The sequence below is a fragment of the Arenibacter arenosicollis genome, assembly GCF_014397245.1.
GTDB classification, from domain to species: Bacteria; Bacteroidota; Bacteroidia; order Flavobacteriales; family Flavobacteriaceae; genus Arenibacter; species Arenibacter arenosicollis.
In genome coordinates, this window is sequence record NZ_JACLHY010000002.1 from 278,410 (window position 1) to 293,302 (window position 14,893).

The 14,893-nt window shown below is 39.2% G+C and carries 16 protein-coding genes; 3 read left to right on the top strand and 13 right to left on the bottom strand.

Annotated elements, in window-relative coordinates; translation table 11 throughout:
- The first annotated feature begins 78 nt into the window (after window positions 1-78).
- The 3 genes from H4O18_RS04245 (at window position 79) to H4O18_RS04255 (ending at window position 2,269) form a co-directional block, all read left to right on the top strand.
- Window positions 79-981, top strand: coding sequence for a NifU family protein (locus H4O18_RS04245; protein ID WP_187581861.1), 903 nt, complete (start codon window positions 79-81; stop codon window positions 979-981).
- A gap of 69 nt (window positions 982-1,050) precedes the next feature.
- Window positions 1,051-1,251 (top strand): dodecin family protein, encoded by a 201-nt coding sequence (locus tag H4O18_RS04250; RefSeq protein ID WP_187581862.1) that lies wholly within the window; start codon window positions 1,051-1,053, stop codon window positions 1,249-1,251.
- A 181-nt stretch (window positions 1,252-1,432) separates the two neighbouring features.
- A complete protein-coding gene (locus H4O18_RS04255; RefSeq protein ID WP_187581863.1) occupies window positions 1,433-2,269 on the top strand; it encodes a mechanosensitive ion channel family protein in 837 nt (278 codons plus the stop codon).
- On the opposite strand, the gene tsaB is transcribed toward H4O18_RS04255, so the two are convergent.
- The 13 genes from tsaB to H4O18_RS04320 all read right to left on the bottom strand — a co-directional run bounded on the left by tsaB (window position 2,266) and on the right by H4O18_RS04320 (window position 14,765).
- Window positions 2,266-2,937, bottom strand: a complete 672-nt coding sequence (gene tsaB, locus H4O18_RS04260) for a tRNA (adenosine(37)-N6)-threonylcarbamoyltransferase complex dimerization subunit type 1 TsaB (protein ID WP_187581864.1) — start codon at window positions 2,935-2,937, stop codon at window positions 2,266-2,268. The genes H4O18_RS04255 and tsaB overlap by 4 nt on opposite strands.
- 19 nt (window positions 2,938-2,956) lie before the next feature.
- Window positions 2,957-4,297 (bottom strand): TolC family protein, encoded by a 1,341-nt coding sequence (locus tag H4O18_RS04265; RefSeq protein WP_187581865.1) that lies wholly within the window; start codon window positions 4,295-4,297, stop codon window positions 2,957-2,959.
- A 31-nt stretch (window positions 4,298-4,328) separates the two neighbouring features.
- Window positions 4,329-5,477, bottom strand: coding sequence for an efflux RND transporter periplasmic adaptor subunit (locus H4O18_RS04270; RefSeq protein WP_187581866.1), 1,149 nt, complete (start codon window positions 5,475-5,477; stop codon window positions 4,329-4,331).
- Between the two features lie 30 nt (window positions 5,478-5,507).
- On the bottom strand, window positions 5,508-6,770 hold the full coding sequence (locus tag H4O18_RS04275) for an ABC transporter permease (RefSeq protein ID WP_187581867.1): 1,263 nt from the start codon (window positions 6,768-6,770) through the stop codon (window positions 5,508-5,510).
- Window position 6,771: 1 nt separating this feature from the next.
- Window positions 6,772-8,001, bottom strand: a complete 1,230-nt coding sequence (locus H4O18_RS04280; protein WP_187581868.1) for an ABC transporter permease — start codon at window positions 7,999-8,001, stop codon at window positions 6,772-6,774.
- Window positions 7,994-8,695, bottom strand: coding sequence for an ABC transporter ATP-binding protein (locus H4O18_RS04285; RefSeq protein ID WP_187581869.1), 702 nt, complete (start codon window positions 8,693-8,695; stop codon window positions 7,994-7,996). Before H4O18_RS04285 ends, H4O18_RS04280 begins: the two co-directional genes overlap by 8 nt.
- 99 nt (window positions 8,696-8,794) lie before the next feature.
- Window positions 8,795-9,907 carry an efflux RND transporter periplasmic adaptor subunit gene (locus H4O18_RS04290; protein WP_187581870.1) on the bottom strand — a complete coding sequence of 371 codons (1,113 nt, stop codon included), beginning with the start codon at window positions 9,905-9,907 and terminating at the stop codon, window positions 8,795-8,797.
- A 91-nt stretch (window positions 9,908-9,998) separates the two neighbouring features.
- Window positions 9,999-11,258 (bottom strand): ABC transporter permease, encoded by a 1,260-nt coding sequence (locus tag H4O18_RS04295; protein WP_187581871.1) that lies wholly within the window; start codon window positions 11,256-11,258, stop codon window positions 9,999-10,001.
- Between the two features lie 29 nt (window positions 11,259-11,287).
- Entirely contained in the window at window positions 11,288-12,535 is a 1,248-nt protein-coding gene (locus H4O18_RS04300) for an ABC transporter permease (RefSeq protein WP_187581872.1), read from the bottom strand.
- Window positions 12,536-12,624: 89 nt separating this feature from the next.
- Window positions 12,625-12,882 (bottom strand): hypothetical protein, encoded by a 258-nt coding sequence (locus tag H4O18_RS04305; protein ID WP_187581873.1) that lies wholly within the window; start codon window positions 12,880-12,882, stop codon window positions 12,625-12,627.
- Window positions 12,872-13,405 (bottom strand): DUF420 domain-containing protein, encoded by a 534-nt coding sequence (locus H4O18_RS04310; RefSeq protein WP_187581874.1) that lies wholly within the window; start codon window positions 13,403-13,405, stop codon window positions 12,872-12,874. Before H4O18_RS04310 ends, H4O18_RS04305 begins: the two co-directional genes overlap by 11 nt.
- Entirely contained in the window at window positions 13,405-14,133 is a 729-nt protein-coding gene (locus H4O18_RS04315) for an SCO family protein (RefSeq protein ID WP_187581875.1), read from the bottom strand. The genes H4O18_RS04310 and H4O18_RS04315 overlap by 1 nt, the downstream gene beginning before the upstream one ends.
- Complete coding sequence (locus H4O18_RS04320; RefSeq protein WP_187581876.1) at window positions 14,133-14,765, bottom strand: hypothetical protein; 633 nt, start codon at window positions 14,763-14,765, stop codon at window positions 14,133-14,135. The genes H4O18_RS04315 and H4O18_RS04320 overlap by 1 nt, the downstream gene beginning before the upstream one ends.
- Between the last annotated feature and the right edge of the window lie 128 nt (window positions 14,766-14,893).

The window sequence follows — 14,893 nt, forward strand, 5'->3', positions numbered from 1 at the left end:
AATATAACGGATGAAATACTACATTATTATATATGCCATTACTTAGAAAACCTTCGTACTTTTGTGAAAAATATTAAAATGAAGGAGTTTATAGTTACCGTAGTACCCACGAAGAATCCGGCGATACTAAAATTTGAAACTAATCATTTCATTACAAAAAATAATAATTACGAATTCAAGAACATAGACGAGGCTAAAAATTCGCCTTTGGCCCAACAATTATTTTACCTGCCTTTTATTAAAACGGTTTATATTTCAGGTAATTTCATTGGACTTGAACGATATGATATTGTGGAATGGGACGATGTAAAAGACAGTGTAGCCCAACAGTTGGTAGATTATCTTAATGAGGGAGAACCTGTAGTTAATGAAGATGACAACAAGAAAAAAGTTGCGGTAACAGTTTATGCCGAGGTGACCCCGAATCCGGCCGTGATGAAATTTGTTACCAACAAAAAAATAGTTCCTACTACTTTTGAATTCAAGAATATAGATGAGGCAAAGGAATCAGAATTGGCCAAACAACTTTTTATGCTACCCTTCGTGAAGGAAGTATTTTTTGATGAAAATTATGTTTCAATAAGTAAGTACGAGGTTGCGGAATGGGATGATATTACCTTGGAATTGCGTGAAAAAATCAGGGATTTCATTGCCGAAGGTCATGAAGTAGTATCGGCCACTAGCCTTCAAAAGCAAAAAACTGATACTCCACAGGCCAAATTGGAGGATACAAATTTGGATGATACTTCAAAGCAAATCATCGATATATTGGAAGAATATGTTAAACCAGCAGTCGCGAGTGACGGTGGCAATATTCTTTTTAAATCATATGAGGCAGAAACAAAAACCGTAAACGTTATATTACAAGGAGCCTGCAGCGGTTGCCCTTCCTCTACCTATACTTTAAAAAATGGCATTGAAACAATGCTAAAAAATATGATGGGCGACAAGGTACAGGAAGTAGTAGCCCTAAACGGCTGATTTTGACACCTTTTAGGCTTTGTTCTATGTTTTATTTGTTAACTTTAAGAGAATCTAAAATTATACATTATGGCAATCTTAAAAGTTATTGAAGTATTGGCTAACTCCAACAAAGGATGGGAGGATGCCGCCAAAAAAGCTGTAGAGCAAGCTTCCAAATCGGTTAAAAATATACGTTCGGTCTATATTAAAGAGCAAAGTGCAACGGTTAAGGACGGGAAACTGGACGATTATCGTGTAAACGTTAAAGTCACCTTTGAAGTGAATTAATTTTATTCGCATTTCAATCAACAAGCGCCGTTAAAAGGCGCTTTTTTTGTAGTGTCTTTTTGTTATTTGCACGGCGATAGCGTGAACCTTAAGTGCAAACCCCCAAGATTAACAATTGTTTAGTGCTTAGAATTTGACAAGGAACCGGAATTTTTATTGTTTTGCAAAAATTTAAAATTACATGAATATATTTAACGAATACGAAGATAATTTAACTAAAGCTCAGGAATGGGCATGGGAAATTCTACCCGGCCTGGCTACCTCTTTAATCACTGCCGCCCTAACTTTTATAATTGGCCTTTGGATCATTAGGTTGATCAATAGAATGGTTAGGAAATTCTTCCTTAAAGCGGATTACGACCCTTCTTTGGAATCGTTCCTACAAAGCTTTATCAGCATTGGTCTAAAACTAATGCTCTTCGTCCTTGTAATTACACAGTTGGGTGTACAATCTTCCTCTTTGGTAGCCATCATCGGTGCCGCTGGCCTTGCCGTTGGTCTGGCCCTACAAGGTTCCTTGGCCAACTTTGCGGGAGGAGTCTTAATATTACTGTTCAAACCCTTTAAAGTAGGTGATTTTATCTCAGCACAAGGTGTAGACGGCACTGTTAAGGAGATTTCAATCTTCACCACAAAAATCAGTACGTTTGGAAATCAGATGGCGATAGTACCCAATGGACAATTGTCCAACAATAATATTATTAACTACAATACCCAAAGTACCAGAAGAGATAAAATTGCGATAGGCATTGGATACAGCTCCAATATTAAACTGGCAAAAGAAATATTACTCGAAATCTGTGCTGAAAATGCAAATATCCTAAAAGATCCAGCGCCTGAAGTTTATGTAGCCGAATTGGGGGATAGCTCCGTTAACCTTTCCTTGCGATTTTGGGCACGAAACGATGTTTTCTGGGCCGCTCACTTCCATGTTATGGAAGAACTAAAAAGTAGGTTTGATGCTGCCGGAATAGAGATTCCATTTCCACAAAGGGTTATACACAACGCGAAGTCCTAGGCTTTTTTACCTTGCAACATAAAATCCTTTAAATAATACGGTTCAAAGTAAGCGATATTTTCAAATTCGCATGCTTTGAACTTTTTATAGGATATTTTTCCCATTTCCAGAGCCGTAGGCAATGTGGATTCGTAATTAAAATTGGGATGTTCCAACAACGCCCTACATTTTTCTGCACCGTCCCCGATCAATAAAACTCTTCCCCGTCCCGCATATTCCATAAAGCTCTCTTTTTGAATTATTTCAGCCTTGGTCTCCCTTATGTTATTACCATCTGCATCGAAAACTGTGGAATACACCTCCATTCTCCTAGCATCCAGCAGGGGTATAATAAAATCGTACTTTTTACCAAGTCCCTGCTTGGCCAAACTTTCCAAGGTGGATACCGAGATTAGAGGCAGGTCCAATGAAAAACAAAGTCCTTTAGCTGCTGATACCCCAATGCGTAAACCGGTATAGGAGCCAGGGCCCTTGCTTACGGCAATTGCGGATATATTCTTAAAAGATAAGGAAGCTTCTTTCAAAGCTTCCTGTATAAAAACATGTAATTGTTCCGAATGCGAATAATTGGGGCTGTTATCCTCCTTTAATATAATTACCTCCCCATTCTTAGCAATACTCACCGAACAATTCGTGGTTGCGGTCTCTAAATTTAAAATCATAGCCATAATAGACTACAAATATAGTTTAATCCAATGTTATAGGTAACCCAAAATAAAACTCCAATACCTTTAACCTAAAAATATAATCGTATTTTGTTCTTATCAATACTGCCTCTGCATCGTCTACCCTGGATTGTGATTGACTAAAATCGAAGGCGTTCATTAAGCCTACATTAAACCTTTCTCTAGAATAGTCATAAGCCAACCTCCTAGCCTCCAATGTTTTCTGTGCCGCTTCGTAGGCTTTGGAAAAACTCTTTACATCTACATATGCCTGATTTATATTGGTTTCCAAATCCAATTTATCTTGTTTTAACTGTAGCCGTGACCTTTCTACCCCGATCTTGGCCCGTTTAATATTGTTCTTAACACTAAACCCATTAAACACGGGGATATTTAACTGCAGTCCGTAGGCAATACCATCGGTTAAATACAACTGGTCGGCAAAAGAGATTCGGTTAAAAGTTGATGGATCTCTGAATTCACTTGAATAGCGCGTTCCATAATTAAAGAAAGCTCCCAAAGTAGGATAAACAGCCCCTTTGGCTATATCCAAATCCTTTAATGCCAAATCTACGTTTGATAAGGAGAATTTTATATCATTCCTAAAGGTAAGTGCCTTGTCAAAAATTGTTTTAGGGGAGTTATCCAAAATATTGGAGGGAGGAATGTCAAATTCTTCTTCCGCAATGTCAAAATTTTCGTAATCGGTTATTTGTAGCAATTGTGCCAGGTTGATTCTTGAAATCAACACTTGATTTTCACCATTTACAATTTGTTGTTCCTGAGTAGCAGCAGTGGCTTCAATTTCCAATAAATCACCTTTAGGTACAACTCCTGCATCCACCAGCTCCTTTGTCCTTTTCAAATCCTGACCGGTAACGGCATATTGCGCCCTAAAAACTTTAAGGGACTCCTTATTGGACAAAACCTGAAGGTAGGAATTAGCCACAGCCAGCATTATATCGTCCTTCAAATTATCCAGCCTATATTGATTGGCCAAGGCGTTAAGTTTAGCCCTATTTAACCTATGAATATTCCTTAGTCCGTCAAATATATTGACCGAGGAACTAAAGCCTCCAGATGCCGTTGTTACCGTTCCTGTAACTTGTTGGTTTCTGGATTGGTCTAAAACGAGTCCTGAATTACCAGAGAGACTTGCATTTACATTAAAATTGGGCAACATATCGCCTATAGCATCCGATTTATCTATTTTGGCATTTTCAAGATCTAGTTCATATTGCTCTATGGTCAGGTTATTTTCAACTGCGTAGTACACACATTCTTCCAAGGTCCATTTTTTTTCTTGGGCGGTAATTATGCCACTACAGAAAAGAGACAACCCTATAATAATCTTAATTTTCATGTTTTGATTGTTTTTTGATTGATATTCCTGCTTAATTCCCTTCTGCCGATTCACCATCTTCTTCCGTGCCCTTCTTTATAGGCTCTGTCTTGTTCCAAACCTTTACCTTGTCATCTTTGGTTATTCCAGAAACAATTTCCACATTTACTCCGTCCGAAATCCCTATCTCAACATCCTTTCTTTCAAATTTTTGCTCTTCCACAGTACCAACGGCTATCTCCACAAAGGGCTTATCCGTTATTTTATCAAATTGTAGAAGGGCCTCGGGAATTACCATTACACTGTCTTTCTTTTCCAACACCAAAGAGGCATTGGCGCTATACCCGGCACGAATTAAAAAGTCGTCATCAACGGTTACGTCCCCCTCTATCTTAAACTGGACTGCACCAGATTCCTCTATACCCTTTGGGGCAATGAACCTAAGTTTGGCGTCGAACTTTTTATCATTGATGGCTCCCAGGCTAATTTCCAAGGGCATTCCCAATTTCAATTTTCCAACTTCACCTTCATCCACCTTACCTTCAAAAATCATAATGCTCAAATCGGCAATGGTTGCAATGGTAGTACCGTCGTTGAAGTTATTGCTCTGAATTACCTGATCTCCTTCTTTCACAGGAATCTCCAGTATGGTTCCTGAAACGGTGGCCCTAATATTGGTGTTCGCAGTAGCGCTACCTCCAGCCGATCCATCACGGATGATCTGGTAATCGGATTGTGCATTCTGCAGTTCCAATTTTGCTTGATCAAATCTCAATTGCTGGGTATTAAAATCTTGGGAGGATATTACTCCTTTATCAAATATGGACTTGTTCCTATCGTATTCAATCTTAGTGTTGTTCAAAGCTATTTCAGCGTTTTTCACACGGCCTCTGGCCTGGTTCAGGGACTGTTCATTAGGAACCACCTTTATTTTAGCAATTAAGTCGCCTGCTTTTACCTCAGCGCCCTCTTTCATCAAAATTTCATCAATGATACCAGAAATCTGCGGTTTTATTTCCACTTCATCCTCTGGTACCACCTTACCTGTTGCCACAGTTTTCTTTTGAATATTGGCCGTGAACGGATTTTTTGTCTCGTAGGTAATTGCCGACTTGCTATTGGACTTAACAAAAAAGGCCGCCGCCCAAAGAGCTCCAAGCACTAAAACTCCTATTAGCACATATTTTACAATCTTATTCATTTTACTATATATTTATTTGTATTGGTTTGTTTATTCTTCTCTTAAAGCATCTATTGGTTTTATACTTACGGCACGTTGGGCAGGTATAAGGCCGATCAAAGTACCTAGAACTACCATAATTGCCAAAGCCCCTAAAACATAAGGTATAGGCACGGTAGGATTGGCATAGGGGAAATCCATGCCCTGGGTCCACTTATTAATCAAGCTTAACACTCCCGCCCCAAGAATAATTCCCATGACCCCGGCTATCATCGTTAAAAACACCGATTCCAAGATAATAAGGGATCTAACTTCCCTAGGGGTAGCTCCAAGAGCACGTCTAACCCCAAGTTCTTTGGTCCTTTCCTTGACAGAGATCAATAAAATATTCCCGATTCCTATAACTCCCGCTAAAATAGTGGCTATACCCACAACCAAAGACATGAAGGTCAACCCCTTTGCAAAGCCGACAATTCTATTAAAGATTTCCCCTAGGTTAAAAGATCCAATAGCCCGATCATCTTTTGGATTCACATTATGAATTGCCTTTAGAATCGCCTTTACATTTTCTTCAACCTTAATAACATCCGCATCATCATAGGCTGCAATGGCAAACCAACCCACATTTTCCCCCGTATTATATAATTTTCTAAAGGTTGTAAAGGGTATATAAATATCGGAATCACTTTCAAATCCACCTCCGGGCGTAAACTTATGCACCCCCACTACCTGGAAGAACACATTATCTATTCTGATATAATTGCCTATGGGGTTTTCATCAATTTCGAACAACTCCTTTTGGGTACGTTCCCCAATTACACATACCTTTCTGGCACCATCAATATCCTCGTCATTAATAAATCTACCATCATCATATATTTTCTTGGTAGCTATTTTGGTAGAAATAGGATAATCGCCATAGACCGCATAATTCCCGGACTTCCCTCCCCTAATAATTTGGGCCGGGCCACCTCCGAATACACCCTTTACGTTTCTTGGGGCGATATATTGAATCTCCGGAATCCTATTTTTTAGAATACTCACATCCTTCAATTTAAGTTGTATCTGTCTTCCGGTTTTAAATCCTTTATAAGGCATGCTGGTGCTTTGTGCCCAGGTGAACATACTGTTCATAGCCACATTTTGAAATTGCTTTTCAAAACCATTGTCCAACCCTTTAGCTGCACCGGACAAAACGATATAAATAAAAATTCCCCACAACACGCCTATCACCGTAATAATGGTCCTAGTCCTATTTTTACCAATAGAACCAAAAATCTCCTGCCATGTATTGCTGTCAAATAAAAATCCCATATTATTCGTCTCTTAAGGCTTCAATTGGTTTTATATCCGCAGCTCTTTTAGCCGGAATATACCCCGCAATGGCTCCAAACAGTATCAAAACTAATGTTGCACTAATGGCCATTGTAATATCTATATAGGGATTGGTTATAAAGTAGTCCTTCAATTTTTCGCCCAAGGAATTCAAAATAAAAACTCCAAGAAGCATTCCCAGAAAGCCTGAAATAGTGGTAATAAAAACCGATTCCAAAAGGATAGAACTAATGACCGACTTCGGTGTTGCCCCCAATGCCTTTCGAATACCCAATTCCTTGGTGCGCTCTTTGACTACAAAAACCATAATATTACTGATACCTATAATACCTGCTATAATGGTTCCAAAGGCTACAAAGGCAACTATAATCTGTAAGACCCGTGCAAATTGTTGCTGTTGCTTTAATTGGTCCGCAACATTTCTAATAAAGACGCCACTCTGGTCATCCGGGCTTATGTACTTCTTCTCCCTAAAAAATCTATCCAGGCTTCTATCCAAGGCCATGGCTCCGGCATAACCGATTTCTGGCTTAAAGGCCACAATTATCTGGTCTATTTTATCGTTGTTTTTTTCAATCAACTGTCTTGTCGTATAGGGCATATAGATCAATCGCTCCTCATTATCCCCCCCATCATCTTGAAAAACACCGATAACCATAAAAGCACTCCCTGCCACATCTATATATTCGCCCAAGGAATTTTCACTTCCAAAAAGATCATTTTCTACCAGCCTTCCTATGACAACATATTTCGTACTATTCCTTATATCTTCCTCATTTAAAAAACGACCCTTCATCATTATGGTCTTTTCGGCATATTGATGTGCTGGACCAACCGCTCTGGTAGTATAGTTATTGGATTCGCTTTTATATTTTACCAAGCCACCTCTAGAAATTCTTGGTGTGGCGTAATCAATGAACATAGCGAAGTTTTTATTTATGTCCGCCAAATCACTGTTGTCAAACTCAATGGCCCTATTGGATTTATATCCTTTATACGGAACGGTGGTTCTTCCTGGAAACACGTATAGTACGTTGGTGGCATCATCCCCGAAAAACTCCTCGAAAGTATTTACCAAGCCGTTTCCCATTCCAAACAGAACAACGAAAATTAAAATGCCCAAAGCAACGGTAAATCCGGACAGAAAGGTCCTTAGCTTATTCTTTTGGATTGTCTCAAATATCTCCTTCCAATTATCCCTACTAAACATACTGGGAAGCCCTAATCTGGGTTATTTTCTTGTCCTCAACAATAACCCCATCCTTTAAATGCACAATCCTTTTGCACATGTCCGCTATGTCCGGCTCATGGGTAACTATAAGTATGGTATTGCCGGCGTCATTAATTTTTTGAATAAGGTCCATTACCTCGTAGGAGGTTGTGCTATCCAAGGCTCCTGTAGGTTCATCTGCCAATAGAACTTTGGGCTCCGCTGCCATGGCCCTGGCTATAGCTACCCTTTGCTTTTGCCCTCCGGACAATTCACTGGGCAAATGATCCGCCCACTCCCGCAAACCTACTTGCTCCAAATATTTTAAGGCTTTTTCCTGCCTTTCTTTCCGCCCAACTTTTTGGTAATACAGGGGAAGTGCTACATTCTCCATGGCACTTTTATAATTGATCAAATTAAAGGATTGGAAAACAAAACCCAAAAACTTGTTCCTGTATTGGGCAGCCTTAGTTTCGTTCAGGTTTTTAATTGGTACTCCGTCCAGGGTATAGGACCCCTCATCAAGCACATCCAACATACCCAATATATTCAAGAGAGTGGATTTACCGGATCCTGAAGATCCCATTATGGCTACAAGTTCACCTTCTTCAACCGAAAAGTTAATACCTTTTAATACGTGAAGGGAATTGCTTCCCATTTTATAGGATTTATGAAGATTTTTTATTTCTATCATGTTTTGTTGAATTAGGTGAGGTTCCTGAAAATACGAATATATGACCGACTATGGGTATAGTTGTTACAGTTCAATATGTTAAAGCTGTGTTAAAAGAGTCTAGGTGCCCAAGGCGGCAGGTTTTATTTCGTTCCAAATTTTTATTTCATCGTCCGCCTTAATTCCGTTTAGAATTTGGACATAAATTCCATCACTTACTCCCAATTGAATCTCCCTGCGTTCAAATTTCTGACCACCTGTAGCTATTTCCACAAAGGGTTTTTTGGTTTCCGGGTCAAATTGAATCAAAGCTTCCTTTACCGCTAAAACACTATCTGCCTTGGCTAAAATTATGGAAGCATTGGCACTTAGCCCCGCCCTAATAAATATGGAATCGCGCTTTTTTAAAGTACCTTTAATCTCAAATTGAATAGCTCCATTTTCCACCTTCCCCTTAGGGGCAATATAGTCCAAAACAGCATCAAAAACTGCATTCTCTATGGCTCCAACAGTAATTTCCAAGGGCAGGTTTTCTTTTATCTTGCCTACTTCCGACTCGTCTACCTTTCCTTCAAAAATCATCTTATCCACATCGGCAATAGCCGCAATAGTAGTGCCTTCATTAAAATTATTGGATTCTATAACCTGATTACCTACTTCTACCGGCACTTCCAAAACCATTCCACTTACCGTAGCCCTGATTAAGGTATTGGCCTCATTGCCATAACCTTTGGTTGTCCCGGTCTTAACTATATCAAAGCGCTTGTTGGCTGCCGCATAGGATTGTTTTGCCTGATCAGCTGACACCTCGGCCCTCTCCAGATCCACTTTGGAAATTACACCCTTGTCAAACAAAGTTCTTTGACGTTCCAAATTGCGTTTTTGGTCATCCAAGGAAATCTTGGCCTCCTCTATGGTGTTCTTTGCCTCGTTCAATGCTGACAGATTGGGAACAACCTTGATTTTAGCGATTAAATCGCCAGAGTTAACATAATCGCCCCCCTCTACAAAAACCTCTTCAATAACCCCAGAAATATTAGGTTTGATCAACACCTCCTCCAAAGGTAAAATGCTACCGGTGGCCACAGTTTTCTTTATTATTGTTTGGGTGGATGGTTTTTCGGTTTCGTAGACCACTGGGTCCTCGGCATTCTTTTGATATAGATAATACAAGGCTCCACAGCAGCTAAAAACAATAAATGTTAATATTATAACAGTAACTGACTTTTTCATTTTTATGATTTGTTTTTGATTGATTGATTTACTCCTTTTTTATATAGTTCTTCATATTCCAAACAACGGCGCTTTGATAATACATAGTCAGCTATTCCATCCTCAAAGCCTCTATGGGCTTAACCTTAATAGCACTTTGGGCCGGTATAAATCCGGCCAACAAGCCTGATACGACCAAAATATTTAAAGCCGTAATTACCACGCCAAGACTAACACTGGGATTTAGAAACATTTCTACCGGTCCATTGGTTTCCAAAAAATAATTAATAAGGTAAATGACCAAGGCTCCAAAGCTAATCCCGGCCATCCCCGAAATCATGGTCAAAAAAATAGATTCCATTATAATTTGAAGCTTTATGGACCATGGATTTTCACCCAATGCCCTTCGTATCCCAATCTCCTTGGTTCTTTCCTTGACCACGATCAGCATAATATTGCTTACTCCGATTACACCGGACAGCAACACCAAAATACCAACAAAATAAGCTATATAACGCATGGCCATGAATAGTCCCAATACTTTGTTGAACTCTTCAAATAAATCAAAATGACCTACTGCCCTTACATCTTGGGGATGAATTTTTTGATTTTCCCGAACTACAGCAAAAATTTGTTCCTTTAGTTGGGTTATAGACGAATTATCATTTGCGGTAATCGCCATCCAACCTACATTATTGCCCTGGTTGAAGGCTTGTGAAAAAGAGGTAAAGGGAATAAAAATTTCTTTTTGGATCTCCTCGGCATTCCCATCATTGGAATTCTTTTTATAGGTTCCTATCACCATAAAATTTACTCCTTGAATTTTTAAATAGGTGCCTATCACCTCTTCCCCAACATCATACAAACTGGCCTTGACACCTTCACCAATAACAGCCACTTTCCGTTTCTCCCCTATATCCAACTCATTTATGAATCTACCCGAAGTAATGCCCATGGGATCCTGATTGATGATATCCGGATAATCCCCGTAGACATTGAAGGCCCCAGTTTTTATTCCACGGACCACATTATTCACTCCATTAAATCCACCCAATTGATTTCTTGGTGAAACAAACCTGAGATTGGGGACGTTTTGCTTAATGGCCTCCACATCTTCCAATTTAAAATAAAAACGTCTTCCTTTTGGCAAACCTTTGTAGGCCATGGAGGTACTCTGAGTCCACATAAACATAGTGTTGGTAGCGATGTCACCAAAATTTGACCGTATACCGTTTTCCAACCCCTTACCGGCAGCCAATAGTACAATCAATATCAATATACCCCAAAAAACCCCAAATGCGGTTAGAAGCGTCCTGAACCAGTTGCTGGTCAACACTTCCAAAATCTCTCTCCACCGGTCTTTATTGAACATATTTACTTTCAATATTTAAAATGACTACCCTATTCATCTCTCAGTGCCTCAATGGGCCTAATGGTCGAAGCCCGCCAGGCAGGAAAAAATCCAGCTAGGGCCCCAGCAATTATCAATAGAAAAACTGTGCTAATCGCCACCCTGAAATTGATGGAAGGATTTAATACATAATCCACCTGAAGAGATGGCCCCACAAATTCCAACAGTCCCATGCTAAAGATCAGTCCCGCAAATCCGGCAACACTGGTTACAAATATTGCCTCGTGCAATATCATGCCCACAATGGCCCATGGTCTTGCCCCCAAGGCCTTCCTCACCCCGATTTCCCTGGTTCTTTCTTTTACAATGATCATCATTATATTGCTAACGCCGACCACCCCGGCCACTATGGTACATATACCAACAAACCAAAAGAAAAATTTTATTCCTCCCGTTAAATTTTGGAACCGCTTTACACCCTCTAAAGTATTAAAGGTATTAACAGCGCTTGGATCGGTTGGCGCCACCGTGTGCGCTTCCCTTAAATAGGACTTGATGTCTTCTGTGAATTTTATAGATTTTGCAAGCGTTTCTTCAAAGTTGCTGGATGGCTTTAAGGTAAAGAACATCATATTTAAATTATCGCTCCCATTAAAAACACGTTGCGCCGTACTTATTGGGATAAAGAGTCGATCTTCTTCCCTATCACCTCCCTTATCACCATAAACCCCAACTATCTGAAAATTAATACCTGATATTTTCAAAAATGAACCTATGGGATCATCTTCCCCTTTCAGCAGTTCCCGTTTGATCTTATTACTAATCATAACGACCTTGGCCACACTTTCTTCATCACCATAATTTAAATAGCGACCCTGTGAAATAAATTGATTTTCTATGTTTTGAAATAAGGGCGACACACCCTGAACGGAATAGGACCCCGATTCATTATTATAATCCACCGTTACATTTCTCAACCTAAAAAAAGGGGATTTATGTTCCAAATTGCCAGAAAATTTGGAATTGATGGATTGGTAGTTATTATTCTTCAGTTGAATGGGCCTTCCAGGATTCAATCCTTTGTATTCCTGTGTAGTTACTTGGGTCCATACTCCGATCCTATTGCTCGCATCGCTTTCAAATTCTTTGGCAATACCATTTTGCATGCCCTGCCCAAAACCCAATAGAATAACCAAAATAAAAATTCCAGAGGCTACAGAAAAGCCCGTAAGAAAAGTACGAAGTTTATTTTTCTGTATGGCATCAAAAATTTCCTGCCATCTCTCAATATCGAACATAGGACCTATGATGTTTATTGAATAAGACCCTTGAACGCTGAAATTGTTACAGTTATAATTTTAATTAAATGTTAAAATTGAAATCGCTTTTAGGCTTTCATCCTTTTGTAGATAAAGAAGAATAAACCGGCCACCAACAGGTAAGGAACGGCCATAAGATACACAATACCATTATTGATACCCTTTGCAGCAGCCTCACTCCCTTCGCTCTCCAAGACCGCTCGGCACATGGCACATTGGGCTTCTGAAAAATTTGGAAACAACAAAAATGAAATCGTTAAAATCAATACTAGGTACTTAATTTTAAAATTAGCGCGTCCTGCAATAGAAGATGATTTAGTGTACATAATAGGGAGATATCATTAAATAGACGACTACTCCGGTAACTGCGACATACAACCACAACGGAAAGGTAATTTTGGCAAGTTTCCTATGCGCCTCATACTTCTTAAGGTATGCCTTTGCATAGGTGCGCAAAACCAAAGGTATAATTACAATGGAAAGAATAATATGGGTGATCAAAATAAAGAAATAGATATACTTAACAACGCCTTCCCCTCCAAATGAAGTAGAATCCGAAGTCATATGATAGGCAACATACATAACTAAAAATGCCAAGGACAATAAAACACAGCCGGTCATTAGCTTTTGATGCAACTCCAACTTACCATTTTTAACAGCAATGACCGCAATAATCAATAAAATGGCGGTAAAACCATTTACAGAGGCATAAATGGGCGGTAAAAAGCTCAAAGGCTCCACGTTTGGCAGTTTTACCCCAAAAAGTATTGCAACCACTACTGGTATTATAACAGATACCAGGTTGATTATCTTATTGAATTTTTTTTCCTTTAACGCAATTGCATCCATTATTCTTCCAACAATTTTTTAATATCCTCTTTCAGAATTGATATTTGCTCCTTTTCCCCATGATCATTTTCACCTTCTTCTTCGGTAATGGTTCCCCGGTAGTATACAATTGGATTTCCAAAGCTATCCACCCTAGAGCGTATATAGCCATTTTTATCTACCAATGCAAAAAGGCCCGCATGTTCAAAGCCACCTTCCGCAGCTGGAACTTCAGCTGCAAAAATACTAAATCCCGTATTGGCCAAGGTATAAATATCGTTAAGGTTCCCCGTCAACAAATGCCAGTCCATATTATCTATTCCGTACTCTTCGGCATATTTCTTTAATACTTCCGGCGTATCATAATCGGGGTTTATGGTAAATGAAGCCACACCGAGATTGTCAATACCTTTAAATTCCTCTTGAATCTGCACCAAATTTTTGTTCATTATTGGGCAAATGGTTGGGCAGGTCGTAAAAAAGAATTCCACAAGATAAACCTTGCCTTTATAATCATCATTGGTGATCATTAGGCTATCTTGGTCAATAAAGGCAAAAGGGGGTACTTTTCGCTTTTCACCGTTCATTTCCACAAATGCCAATTTCTCATTAGCACCCTTCAGGTTCAACCTATCATTTTCCACCACATATCCACCTTGCACCCGTTCAATAATTCTGGGAATAAAGATTATTCCAAAAACCAGGATTACCAATGAAACCCAAACATAAGAGTATTTATTCTTTTGCATTATTTTATCCTATCAGCATTATTCTTTTTTAGGGCCATACGATATTCGGCCAATATAATCTTCACATCATCCTCCATCTTATTGTTTAGGTCAGCTACCGAGGAGGTATCAAATCCATATTTGATGCCGTCATCCTCATCATCGTCCCTTCCACGTAAAACCCTTTTCTTATCAATAATGAACACATAGGGAGTACCAAGCTGATTGTCCAATCTTAGGTTTGTCTTTAGGCTATTGAACATTGCATGAATTTCATTTTCAGTCCCAAAAACAAATTTCCATTTTTCCACGTCCGCCAATTGTTCCAATTCCTTTTTCAATTCTTCCACGCCCTGCTCCGTACCTTTAGGCATTATCATGACAAATTGAAAATCCTCGAACTCGTTAAAGCGCTTGTAAATTTTTTGGTTTAAGTTAAAGGCATTGCCTTTTTTGCTTTCCACATCTTTCCCAAGAAATCCGAGTACCGAAATCTTACCTTCCAAGGAAATATCGTTCGGGGCAAAATCCAATTCCGAAACATTCTCGGTCAAAGTTGCCAACTTACCAAAGTTTGTAATACCTGTAGCGAAAAAAAGGTATATCACAATGGGCAAGACAAATAGGGTTATCAGTACTATTGCTTTCTTCATCTAATATATATTAGCTTCCAAAATTACAGTTTGGTTAAAAAACATATTTCTCCCCTGTAAAATCAGTATAAACCGAATTGGTGCAAAAATAAAAAAGACGGTTGTTATACCGTCTTTTTAAGCTGTTA

What these genes read in the sequence shown, in the direction of transcription:
- H4O18_RS04245 (WP_187581861.1), top strand. Translation starts at nt 79, where the DNA reads ATGAAGGAGTTTATAGTTACCGTAGTACCCACGAAGAATCCGGCGATA.
- H4O18_RS04315 (WP_187581875.1), bottom strand. Translation starts at nt 14,133, where the DNA reads ATGCAAAAGAATAAATACTCTTATGTTTGGGTTTCATTGGTAATCCTG.
- H4O18_RS04320 (WP_187581876.1), bottom strand. Translation starts at nt 14,765, where the DNA reads ATGAAGAAAGCAATAGTACTGATAACCCTATTTGTCTTGCCCATTGTG.
- H4O18_RS04275 (WP_187581867.1), bottom strand. Translation starts at nt 6,770, where the DNA reads ATGGGATTTTTATTTGACAGCAATACATGGCAGGAGATTTTTGGTTCT.
- H4O18_RS04310 (WP_187581874.1), bottom strand. Translation starts at nt 13,405, where the DNA reads ATGGATGCAATTGCGTTAAAGGAAAAAAAATTCAATAAGATAATCAAC.
- H4O18_RS04290 (WP_187581870.1), bottom strand. Translation starts at nt 9,907, where the DNA reads ATGAAAAAGTCAGTTACTGTTATAATATTAACATTTATTGTTTTTAGC.
- H4O18_RS04280 (WP_187581868.1), bottom strand. Translation starts at nt 8,001, where the DNA reads ATGTTTAGTAGGGATAATTGGAAGGAGATATTTGAGACAATCCAAAAG.
- tsaB (WP_187581864.1), bottom strand. Translation starts at nt 2,937, where the DNA reads ATGGCTATGATTTTAAATTTAGAGACCGCAACCACGAATTGTTCGGTG.
- H4O18_RS04250 (WP_187581862.1), top strand. Translation starts at nt 1,051, where the DNA reads ATGGCAATCTTAAAAGTTATTGAAGTATTGGCTAACTCCAACAAAGGA.
- H4O18_RS04295 (WP_187581871.1), bottom strand. Translation starts at nt 11,258, where the DNA reads ATGTTCAATAAAGACCGGTGGAGAGAGATTTTGGAAGTGTTGACCAGC.
- H4O18_RS04255 (WP_187581863.1), top strand. Translation starts at nt 1,433, where the DNA reads ATGAATATATTTAACGAATACGAAGATAATTTAACTAAAGCTCAGGAA.
- H4O18_RS04285 (WP_187581869.1), bottom strand. Translation starts at nt 8,695, where the DNA reads ATGATAGAAATAAAAAATCTTCATAAATCCTATAAAATGGGAAGCAAT.
- H4O18_RS04305 (WP_187581873.1), bottom strand. Translation starts at nt 12,882, where the DNA reads ATGTACACTAAATCATCTTCTATTGCAGGACGCGCTAATTTTAAAATT.
- H4O18_RS04300 (WP_187581872.1), bottom strand. Translation starts at nt 12,535, where the DNA reads ATGTTCGATATTGAGAGATGGCAGGAAATTTTTGATGCCATACAGAAA.
- H4O18_RS04265 (WP_187581865.1), bottom strand. Translation starts at nt 4,297, where the DNA reads ATGAAAATTAAGATTATTATAGGGTTGTCTCTTTTCTGTAGTGGCATA.
- H4O18_RS04270 (WP_187581866.1), bottom strand. Translation starts at nt 5,477, where the DNA reads ATGAATAAGATTGTAAAATATGTGCTAATAGGAGTTTTAGTGCTTGGA.